The following is a 10759-nucleotide window of genomic DNA, read 5'->3' as shown; positions in this document are numbered from 1 at the left end:
GGTGCCCCCGCCTCCCCCTGTTGTTGTGTGTTCCCCCCTTCCCCCCCCCCCCCCCACCCCGCACCCCGCACCCCGCATCCCGCATCCCGCACCTCGCACCTCGCACCTCGCACCTCGCATCCCGCGCTTCCCGCGCGCCCGGCTCCACGGCCAACGCGCCCTCGCCCTCGCCGAGCGTCCGCTCGGACACTTGCCAATGGCAATCCGCATTCGACCACGCTATGCTGAGCCGCGCTGTCCCGTCGGTCATGCTGTTATTTCGGAATGCGAGGAAACATGTCGAAGCAGACAAGGACGCCGTTGATGCTGGCAGGCAGCATCGGCGCGCTGGGGGTGGTGTTCGGCGATATCGGCACGAGCCCGCTCTACACGTTCAAGACCGTCATCGACCTGACGGGCGGCAGCCGTCCTGAAACCATTCTCGGCATTGTCTCGCTGCTGGTGTGGACCCTGATCGTCGTCACGACGGTGAAATACGCGGGTTTCGCGATGCGCATCGACAACGACGGCGAAGGCGGCATCCTCGCGCTGATGGCCCTGCTCGGCGTCAAGCGTCACAAACGCCCGCTGATCGTCGCGGCGGGCCTGTTCGGCGCCGCGCTGATCTACGGCGACGGCGCGATCACGCCGGCGATCTCGGTGCTCTCGGCGCTGGAAGGGTTGACGCTCGTCGAGCCGACGCTGGAGCCCTACGTGCTGCCGCTGACCGTCGCGATCCTGCTGGCGCTGTTCGCGCTGCAGCCGCTCGGCACGGCGAGGATCGGCCGCGCGTTCGGCCCGATCATGGCCGTGTGGTTCCTCACGATGGCCGTGCTGGGCGTGTGGGGCATTGCGCGTCACCCGGCGATTCTGTGGGCGCTCAACCCGGCGCATGGCGTGAGCTACCTGTTCAACAGCGGCGGCGTCGGCTTCCTCGTGCTCGGCGGCGTGTTCCTCTGCGTCACGGGCGCCGAGGCGCTGTATGCCGACATGGGCCATTTCGGCGCGAAACCGATCAAGTTCGCCTGGGCGGCGCTGGTGTTTCCGAGCCTGGTGCTCAATTACGCCGGGCAAGGGGCGCTCGTGCTAGCGGGCGCGCCCACGAGCGGCAACATCTTCTATCGCCTGTGCCCCGAGGCGCTGACCTTGCCGCTCGTGATCCTGTCGACCGTCGCGACCATCATCGCGAGCCAGTCGATCATCACGGGCGCGTTCTCGATGACGCGCCAGGCCATCCAGCTCGAATGGATGCCGCGCCTGAAGATCGAGCAGACCTCCGAGGCGGGATACGGGCAGATCTACATCGGCGCGGTCAACTGGACCCTGATGCTGGTCACCATCGGCCTCGTGCTGGCGTTCAGGAAATCGGACAACCTGGCGGGCGCCTACGGCATCGCCGTCTCGGCCACCATGCTGATGACCACGATGCTGCTGTTCATCGCGATGCGCGAAATCTGGGGCTGGAGCCGCGTCGCGAGCGGCGCCGTCGCGGCGCTGTTCTTCGTGTTCGACACGGCGTTCTTCGCCTCGAACCTCATGAAGCTGTTCGACGGCGGCTATGTGCCCTTGCTGCTGGCCCTGCTGGTCTATTCGGTGATGTTCATCTGGCACAGGGGCGTCACGGCGGTCGCCAATCGGCTCGGCGAAAGCCCGGTCTCCATCGACGCCTTCAAGACGACGCTCGACCGCGGCGTGGCGCGCATTCCCGGCGCCGCGGTGTTCCTCACGCGCGCGCGCAATGCCGTGCCGCCCGTGCTGCTCTGGTACGTGAAGCACGGCCAGTCCCTGCATGAGCACGTGTTCGCCGTGACGCTGGAAACCGCCTCGACGCCCTGGGTGGACGCCGGCGAGCGGGTCGCGCTCGCGGAAACGCTGCCCGGCTTCTGGTCCGTGACCGCGCGCTACGGCTTCATGGAACACGCGGACCTGCCCGCGCTGATGACCGAGCTGGCCACCCGTCATGCGTGCCCGGTCGATCCGGCCTCGCTGACCTACTTCATCGGCATGGAGCGCATCGTGCCGCGCGACGACGGCCGGGGGCTGCCCCGCTGGATCGAGGCGCCGTTCGCGATGATGCTGCGCAACTGCGCGCGCGTGACCGACTACGCGCGCGTGCCCGCGGATCAGGTGGTGGAACTCGGCCGGCAGGTATCCATCTAGGGCGCGGCCTAGGCCTCGCCCGACACGGCCTGCGCCTCGCCGTCCGCGGCCGCGCGCTGCTGCAGCGCCCACATCTGCGCGTACAGGCCGTCCGCGCGGACCAGTTCCGCATGCGTGCCGCGCTCGACGATGCGCCCGTGGTCCATCACGATGATCTGCTGCGCGTGCACGACGGTCGAGAGGCGGTGCGCGATCACGAGCGTGGTGCGGTGCTGCGCGATCTGCTCCAGCTCCTGCTGGATCGCGCGCTCCGAGCGCGAATCGAGCGCGGACGTCGCCTCGTCGAACAGCAGGATGGGCGGATTCTTGAGGATCGTGCGCGCGATCGCGACGCGCTGCTTCTCGCCGCCCGACAGCTTGAGCCCGCGCTCGCCGACCGGCGTGTCATAGCCGTGCGGCAGGCTCTCGATGAAATCGTGGATGTGCGCGGCGCGCGCGGCGGCCAGCACGTCCTCGCGGCTCGCCGACGGCCGGCCGTAGGCGATGTTGTAGTAGATCGTGTCGTTGAACAGCACCGTGTCCTGCGGCACGATGCCGATCGACGCGCGCAGCGAATCCTGCGTGACCTCGCGCAGGTCCTGCCCGTCGATGCGGATCGCGCCGCCCGTCGCGCGCTCGAGGTCGTAGAAGCGGAACAGCAGGCGCGCAAGCGTCGACTTGCCGGAGCCGCTGTGGCCCACCACCGCGGTCGTGGTGCCTGCCTCGACCGTGAAGTTCACGTCGTGCAGGATCTGCCGCGCCGGCTCGTAGCCGAAATTCACGTGCTCGAAGCGCAGCTGCGCGCCCGCCACCCGCAGCGCGGGCGCGCCGGGCGCGTCGGCCACCTCGCGCGGCGCGGACAGCAGCGTGAACATGCGATCCATGTCGGTCAGGCTCTGCTTGAGCTCGCGATACACGACGCCGAGGAAATTCAGCGGGATGTACAGCTGCAGCATGAAGGTGTTGATCAGCACGAGATCGCCGAGCGTGAGCTTGCCGGCCAGCACGCCCTGCGTCGCACGCCACAGGATGAACACGAGCCCCGTGCCGATGATCGCCTGCTGCCCGAAGTTGAGGAACGACAGCGAATTCTGCGAGCGGATCGCGGCCTTGCGATAGCGCTGCAGGTTCTCGTCGTAGCGCCGCGTCTCCCATTCCTCGTTGCCGAAGTACTTGACCGTCTCGTAGTTGATCAGCGAATCGATCGCGCGCGAATTCGCGCGCGAATCGAGTTCGTTCATGGTGCGCCTGAAACGCGTGCGCCACTCGGTGACCTTGACCGTGAACACGATGTAGGCGGCCAGCGCCGCGAGCGTCACGTATGCGTAGTACGCGTCGTAGCGCACCACGAAGAAGCCGAGCACCAGGCCGACCTCGACGAGCGTCGGCAGGATGCTGTACAGCGAATACGAGATCAGCTGCTGGATGCCGCGCGTGCCGCGCTCGATGTCGCGCGACATGCCGCCCGTCTGGCGCTCCAGGTGAAAGCGCAGCGACAGCCCGTGCAGGTGGCGGAACACCTGCAGCGCGAGCCGCCGCACCGCGCTTTCCGTGACCTTCGAGAACAGGATCTCGCGCAGTTCGGTGAACAGCGAGGTCGACAGCCGCACCAGCGCGTAGGCGACCACCAGGATGCCGAGGCCGCCCGCGAGCACCAGCCCCGCCGACTGCTCGGCGCGCCCGAGCGCGGTCAGCTGGTGAACCGGCGCGAGGCCGTCGACGATCCGCTTCATCACGATCGGCACGCCGAGATTCGCGACCTTCGCGCCGATCAGGCAGGTGAGCGCGAGCGCCACGCGCACCTTGTAGGTGGTCAGGTAGGGCAGCAACGAGCGGATCGTCTGCCAGTCGTTGCGCGGCCCGAGCGTGATCGGCGCGGGCTCGGAGGAAGCGGGAAAACGGCGCATGCGGGGTATAAGAGGAGAACGCGATGCCCGTAACGGTGCGCCGCCGCGCGCGGCGGCGCAAGCGTCGTGCAGTTCAGGTGCACGCTTTCTCGTACAATTTCAGAACTTTGCATTGTCGCAGAAGCCGGTTCGCCCCGCTGAAGGTCGCTCGCCGCCTGCGCACCGCACTCCCTTACAGAATGGAAGCTTCAACCATGACCGATTCGTCCCCGCAACTCCCGCAAAAATCCCCCGCGCTGCGCGTCGTGCCGCAACCGTCCGACGCGAATGTCCACGGCGACGTGTTCGGCGGCTGGATCATGGCGCAGGTCGACATCGCCGGCTCGATTCCCGCGAGCCGCCGCGCCAACGGCCGGGTCGCGACCGTCGCGGTCAACCAGTTCCTGTTCAAGCAGCCGGTGTTCGTCGGCGACCTGCTGAGCTTCTACGCCAGCATCGTCAAGACCGGCACTACCTCGGTGACGATCGACGTCGAGGTGTATGCGCAGCGGATGGGCCTCGTGGGCGAGGTCGTGAAGGTCACCGAAGCCACCCTCACCTACGTCGCGACCGACACCGACCGCCGGCCGCGCGCACTGCCGCCGCTCGAGTGAGCGGCGCGCGCCGCCGCGCTCAGCGCGCGGCGAGCCCGAATTCGCGCATCGCCGGAATGAAGTCGTGGTTGAGCCTGGGCTTGCGCGACAACTTCGCGAGCACGTAGCGCTGGAACGGCGCGAGCCGCGCCCACGCATCGCACGACGGCGCGGCGAGCCCGGCCAGCGCGCTCTGCTCGACGAGCGCCGCCGGCACCGCGTCGACGCCGCGCCAGGCCGGATGCGCGTCGGGCTGGAACCAGTCGGGCTCGACGTCCGCGTGCGTGCGCAGCATCTCGAACAGCGCGTGGTCGAAATTCGGCTCGATCGCGGCATCCTCGTCGGCCGGAAAGCGCGCGAGCAGCTTGCGGTCCTCGAGCGGCAGCATCTGCCACTGCGCGAGCGAGATCCGCAGACCGAAGCGGTCGAGGTTGAAACGGACGATCATCGGGATATACGTGAAATCCTCGGACGATTCGACTTCGAAATTGAACAGCAGCGGCGTGTCGCTCAGTCCCATGTTGGCACCCGGTTGGTCGATCGCCGGCGCAGCGGGCCGGCCTGGAGTATTTTAGAACCTTCGCCGCGCATCGGCGTCATCCGTCCCTTTCCCAGCAGGAGCCTGTCGTGAACCCATCCGAAACCGTCGACGAACCCAGCGGCGTCGTCGAGCTCGCGGTGCGCCGCCGGCGCGGCGCCGAGATCGAGACGGCCATCGACCGGGTCGGCCAGGAGTGGCCGGTCGCGCTCGTCGTCAACGGCATCTCGCATGCGGTGATGATGTGCACGCCGCGCGACCTGGAGGCGTTCGCGATCGGTTTCGCGGTCTCGGAAGGCATCGTCGCGCGCGGCGCGGACATCAAGGACATCGAGGTCGCGCTGCGCGCCGACGGCCCGTTGCCGCACGCCGAGGTGCAGCTGACCGTCGTGCAGCAGGCGTTCGTCGCGCTGAAGGAGAAGCGCCGCGCGCTCGCGGGGCGCACCGGTTGCGGCGTGTGCGGAATCGAGAGCATCGACCTGCTCGACCTCGCGCCGGAACGCGTGCCGGACACGGGCTTCCTCGCGCGCCTCGCCCCGGACGCGATCGCGCGCGCCGCGCGCGAGCTGCCCGCGCATCAGGCGCTCACGCGCCAGACGGGCGGCCTGCATGCGGCCGCCTGGTGCGCCGCCGACGGCGCGATCCGGCTCGCCTTCGAGGACGTCGGCCGGCACAACGCGCTCGACAAGCTGATCGGCGCGCTCACGCTCGACCGCGCCGATCCGACCGACGGCTTCGTGTTCCTGTCGAGCCGCGCCAGCTACGAGCTGGTGCGCAAGGCGGCGCGGGTCGGCATTCCGCTCGTCGCGACGATCTCCGCGCCGTCGTCGCTCGCGATCACGATCGCGCGCGACGCGGGCCTGCGGCTCGTCAGCTTCTGCCGCGAGTCGGGCTACGTCGACTACGGCACCGCGTGACGCGCGCGGGCCGCACGCATCGCGCGGCCCGCTCGTTCAGTCGAACTGCCGGAAGTCCGGCTTGCGCTTCTCGAAGAACGCGCTCATCGCCTCGCGCGCCTCGGGCGAACGCAGCATCGCGCCGAAGTGCTGGCCTTCCTCGCTCATGCGCGATGCGATGTCGACGCCGCCCGCGTTCTTCAGCAGGGCCTTGGTGAGGCGCAGCGACGACGCCGGCAGCGCGGCCAGCTTCGCCGCCTGCTTCGCGGCGAACGCATCGAGTTCGGCGGCGGGCAGCACGCGGTTCACGAGGCCGATCCGGTGCGCCTCGAGCGCGTCGAACGGCTCGCCGAGCAGCAGCTTCTCGGCCGCCACCTGGTGCCCCGCGAGGCGCGGCAGCAGCAGGCTCGACGCCGCCTCCGGGCACAGCCCGAGCTGCACGAACGGCAGCGACAGCTGCGCTGTGTCGGCCGCATAGACGAGATCGCAGTGCAGCAGCATGGTCACGCCCACCCCGACCGCGACGCCCGCGACCGCCGCCACGAGCGGCTTCTGCGCGGTGCTGATCTGGCGCAGGAACTGGAACACCGGCGCGTTGTCGTCCTTCGGCGGCGCCTTCATGAAATCCTCGAGATCGTTGCCCGAGCTGAAGTTGCCTTCGGCGCCGCGCAACAGGATCACGCGCACCGCGCTGTCCTCCTGCGCCGCGCCGAGCGCGTCGGCGACGGTCTGGTACATCGCGGCCGTGAGCGCGTTCTTCTTCGCCGGGCGCGCGAACGTGATCGTCAGTACGCCACCGATGTTGTCGAGCTGGATATCCATCTGAATCGTCTCCGTTGCTGCAGTCGAGCTGCATGAAAAAACGGTGCGCGAGCTGCAGGCCCGCGCACCGTTGTCATCCTGGCCGAAGCGGATCGCTTACAAGCGTTCGATGATACCCGCCGCGCCCATGCCGGTGCCGACGCACATCGTCACCATGCCGTACTTCAGGTTGCGACGGCGCAGCCCGTGCACGACGGTGGCTGCACGGATCGCGCCCGTCGCGCCGAGCGGATGGCCGAGCGCGATCGCGCCGCCGAGCGGGTTGACCTTGGCCGGATCGAGGCCGAGGTCGCGGATCACCGCGAGCGACTGCGCCGCGAACGCTTCATTGAGTTCGATCCAGTCGAGGTCGTCCTGCTTGAGGCCGGCGGCCTTCAGCGCGGCCGGAATCGCCTCCTTCGGGCCGATCCCCATGATTTCCGGCGGCACGCCGCGCACCGCGAAGCTCACGAAGCGCGCGAGCGGCGTCAGGTTGAACTGCTTGAGCACCTTTTCCGACACGACGAGCAGCGCGCCCGCGCCGTCCGAGGTCTGCGAGCTGTTGCCGGCCGTGACCGACCCCTTGTTCGCGAACACCGTGCGCAGCTTCGCCAGGCCTTCGATCGAGGTGTCGGCGCGCGGGCCTTCGTCGAGCGCGATCTCGCGCGTCTTCACGCTGATCTCGCCCGTCGCCAGGTTCGGGAAATGCTCGGTGATCGTGTACGGCGCGATCTCGTCCTTGAACTCGCCCGCCTGCTGGCCGGCGATCGCCTTCTGATGCGACAGGAGCGAAAACGCGTCCTGGTCCTCGCGGCTCACCTTCCACTGCTCGGCGACGCGCTCGGCCGTCAGGCCCATCCCGTAGGCGATCCCGATGTCCTCGTTGCGATCGAAGATGTGCGGCGACATCGACGGCTTGTTGCCCATCATCGGCACCATGCTCATCGATTCGCAGCCGCCCGCGAACAGCGCGTCCGATTCGCCGACGCGGATCCGGTCGGCCGCCATCGCGAGCGCGGTGATGCCCGATGCGCAGAAGCGGTTGACCGTCACGCCGCCGACCGAGGTCGGCAGGCCGGCGAGCAGCGCGCTCATGCGCGCGACGTTGAGGCCCTGCTCGGCCTCGGGGATCGCGCAGCCGATGATCGCGTCCTCGATCAGCTTGGTGTCGAAGCCCGGCACCTGCGCCACGGCCGCCTTGATCGCGTGGACCAGCAGCTCGTCCGGCCGGGTGTTCTTGAATGCGCCGCGGGGCGCCTTGCCGATCGGCGTGCGGCTCGCGGCGACGATGTATGCGTCTTGCAACTGTTTGCTCATTTCTGGCTCCATGCTGGGCGGTCGACCCGGGCGCGTGCTTCAGCGCGTGCCCGGGCCCCGCACAAAGTTGTCCGCTTGCTCAGTTCCGCACCGGCTTGCCGGTCTGCAGCATGCCCATGATCCGTTCCTGGGTTTTCTGCGTGCCGAGCAGGTCGACGAACGCGCGGCGTTCGAGCGCCAACAGCCATTCCTCGTCGACCAGGCTGCCCGCCTCGACGTCGCCGCCGCACACCGCTTCCGCGATGCGGCTCGCGATCAGGAAATCGTGGGCGCTGATGAAGCGGCCGTCACGCATGTTGACGAGCTGCGCCTTGATCGTGGCGATCGCCGAACGGCCCGCGACCGGAACCTGCGTCGCCTTCAGCGGCGCGCGATAGCCCGCGGCCGACAGGGCGCGCGCTTCCTTCTTCGCGACGTCGAGCAGTTCGAACACGTTGAAGACGATCGTGTCCGACGGCTTCACGTAGCCCATGTCGCGCGCGTCGTGCGCCGAGGCCGAGACCTTCGCCATCGCCGCGTTCTCGAACGACTTGGTCACGAACTTGAGCAGCTCGCTCGTCGCGTTCGCGGCGCCCGCCGCGTCCGCCGCGCGCAGCGCCGCTTCCTTCAGGCCGCCGCCCGCCGGCACGAGGCCGACGCCGACTTCCACGAGACCGACGTAGCTCTCGACATGCACCACGCGCTTCGCGCTGTGCAGCATCAGCTCGCAGCCGCCGCCGAGCGCGATGCCCGACACCGCCGCCACCACCGGCACGTTCGCGTATTTGACGCGCAGCATGCCTTCCTGGAACTTCTTCACGAACGGCTCGATGCCCTTCGCGCCGCCCATCATGAACGCGGGCATCGCCTCTTCGAGGTTCGCGCCGGCCGAGAACGGGCCGCCCGGCGTGCCGAGCTTGAGCGAGGTCGGCTGCCAGACCACGACGCCCTTGAAGTCCTTCTCGGCCAGTTCGATCGCCTGCACGAGGCCGTCGATCACGCCCGGGCCGATCGTGTTCATCTTCGACTTGAACGACACGATCACGACGTCGTCCTCGCCCGCGCGGTCATCGACCCACGCGCGCACCGAGTCGGTCTCGAACAGCGTCTTGCCGTAGCTGTGCGGGTCGCGGCCGGTCTCGCCGAACAGCGGCGCGCGGAACACCTGCTTCTCGTAGACGGCGAGGTTCGAGCGCGGCACGAATGCCTTCGCGGCCGGCGACCACGAGCCATCCGCCGTGTGCACGCCGCCCTTCTCGGCCACCGCGCCTTCGAGCACCCAGGCGGGCAGCGGCGCGTTCGCGAGGGCCCTGCCCGCCGCGATATCCTCCTGCACCCACTCGGCGACCTGCTTCCAGCCGGCTGCCTGCCAGCCCTCGAACGGGCCTTCGTTCCAGCCGAAGCCCCAGCGGATCGCGAGGTCGACGTCGCGCGCGTTGTCCGCGATCGATTCGAGATGCACGCCGATGTAGTGGAACACATCGCGGAAGATCGCCCACAGGAACTGCGCGTGCGGGTGGTCGGTCTCGCGCAGCAGCTTGAGACGCTCCGCCGGCGGGCGCTTCAGGATGCGCGCGACGGTCTCGTCGGCCTTCGCGCCGGCGTCGACGTAGGCGCCCGTCTTCGCGTCGAGCACCTTGATCGCCTTGCCTTCCTTCTTGTAGAAGCCGCCGCCCGTCTTCTGGCCGAGCGCGCCCTGCTTCACCAGTTCGGCGAGCACGGGCGGGGTCTGGTAGACCGGGAAGAACGGATCGTCGGCGAGGTTGTCCTGCATCGTCTTGATCACGTGCGCCATCGTGTCGAGGCCGACCACGTCCGCGGTGCGGAAGGTCGCCGACTTCGCGCGGCCGAGACGGCTGCCCGTCAGGTCGTCGACTTCGTCGAAGCGCAGGCCGAACTTCGCGGCCTCGGTGATCACGGCGAGGATCGAGTAGATGCCCACCCGGTTCGCGATGAAGTTCGGGGTGTCCTTCGCGCGCACCACGCCCTTGCCGACGACGCTCGTCAGGAAGGTTTCCAGCTGATCGAGGATCTCCGGGCGCGTGTGCGCGGTCGGGATCAGCTCGACGAGATGCATGTAGCGCGGCGGATTGAAGAAGTGCACGCCGCAGAAGCGCGCCTTCAGCTCGTCGGAGAAGCCGTCCGACAGCGCGTTGATCGACAGGCCCGAGGTGTTCGACGCGAAGATCGCGTTCGGCGCGAGGTGCGGCGCGACCTTCTTGTACAGGTCGTGCTTCCAATCCATGCGCTCGGCGATCGCCTCGATCACGAGGTCGCACTCGGCGAGCTTCGCGATGTCGTCTTCGTAGTTGGCGGCCTGCAGGTACTTGGCGTCGTCCTTCGAGCCGAAGGGCGCGGGCGACAGCTTCTTGAGGTTCTCGATGGCCTTGAGCGCGATGCCGCTCTTCGGGCCTTCCTTGGCGGGCAGATCGAACAGCAGCACCGGCACACGTGCGTTGATGAGATGCGCGGCGATCTGCGCGCCCATCACGCCGGCGCCCAGCACGGCGACCTTGCGAATGATGAAATTGCTCACGGGACTCCTCCGGATGGTGCCGGGGGGGGGGGGGGGGGGGGGGGGGGGGGGGGGGGGGGGGGGGGGGGGGGGGGGGGGGGGGGGGGGGGGGGGGG

Annotated in this window: 8 protein-coding genes; 3 read left to right on the top strand and 5 right to left on the bottom strand. The window is 68.8% G+C overall.

Going from position 1 to position 10759, the window contains the following annotated elements; translation table 11 throughout:
- The first annotated feature begins 276 nt into the window (after window positions 1–276).
- The gene (locus tag AC1RQF_RS31290) at window positions 277–2139 is read left to right on the top strand and encodes a potassium transporter Kup (RefSeq protein ID WP_492873951.1); all 1863 of its coding nucleotides are present in this window, start codon (window positions 277–279) and stop codon (window positions 2137–2139) included.
- 8 nt (window positions 2140–2147) lie between these two features.
- On the opposite strand, the gene AC1RQF_RS31285 is transcribed toward AC1RQF_RS31290, so the two are convergent.
- Entirely contained in the window at window positions 2148–4025 is a 1878-nt protein-coding gene (locus tag AC1RQF_RS31285; protein ID WP_492873949.1) for an ABCB family ABC transporter ATP-binding protein/permease, read from the bottom strand.
- 194 nt (window positions 4026–4219) lie between these two features.
- On the opposite strand from AC1RQF_RS31285, the gene AC1RQF_RS31280 reads away from it, so the two are divergent.
- Window positions 4220–4618, top strand: coding sequence for an acyl-CoA thioesterase (locus tag AC1RQF_RS31280; protein WP_273999066.1), 399 nt, complete (start codon window positions 4220–4222; stop codon window positions 4616–4618).
- A gap of 19 nt (window positions 4619–4637) precedes the next feature.
- Here AC1RQF_RS31280 and AC1RQF_RS31275 read toward each other — a convergent pair whose 3' ends face one another.
- Complete coding sequence (locus AC1RQF_RS31275; protein WP_273999067.1) at window positions 4638–5117, bottom strand: nitrate reductase associated protein; 480 nt, start codon at window positions 5115–5117, stop codon at window positions 4638–4640.
- 107 nt (window positions 5118–5224) lie between these two features.
- On the opposite strand from AC1RQF_RS31275, the gene fdhD reads away from it, so the two are divergent.
- A complete protein-coding gene (gene fdhD, locus AC1RQF_RS31270) occupies window positions 5225–6052 on the top strand; it encodes a formate dehydrogenase accessory sulfurtransferase FdhD (RefSeq protein ID WP_273999068.1) in 828 nt (275 codons plus the stop codon).
- Window positions 6053–6088: 36 nt separating this feature from the next.
- Here the strand turns inward: fdhD and AC1RQF_RS31265 are convergent, their stop codons facing one another.
- The 3 genes from AC1RQF_RS31265 to AC1RQF_RS31255 form a co-directional block, all read right to left on the bottom strand.
- Window positions 6089–6853 carry an enoyl-CoA hydratase gene (locus tag AC1RQF_RS31265; protein WP_492873947.1) on the bottom strand — a complete coding sequence of 255 codons (765 nt, stop codon included), beginning with the start codon at window positions 6851–6853 and terminating at the stop codon, window positions 6089–6091.
- Between the two features lie 96 nt (window positions 6854–6949).
- Window positions 6950–8149: an acetyl-CoA C-acyltransferase gene (locus AC1RQF_RS31260; protein ID WP_492873945.1), complete on the bottom strand. Its 1200-nt coding sequence runs from the start codon at window positions 8147–8149 to the stop codon at window positions 6950–6952.
- A 79-nt stretch (window positions 8150–8228) separates the two neighbouring features.
- On the bottom strand, window positions 8229–10664 hold the full coding sequence (locus AC1RQF_RS31255; RefSeq protein ID WP_273999071.1) for a 3-hydroxyacyl-CoA dehydrogenase/enoyl-CoA hydratase family protein: 2436 nt from the start codon (window positions 10662–10664) through the stop codon (window positions 8229–8231).
- Between the last annotated feature and the right edge of the window lie 95 nt (window positions 10665–10759).

The sequence above is a fragment of the Burkholderia sp. GW821-FHT14F03 genome (assembly GCF_058803765.1).
This window is presented reverse-complemented; position numbering and strand designations above follow the sequence as displayed.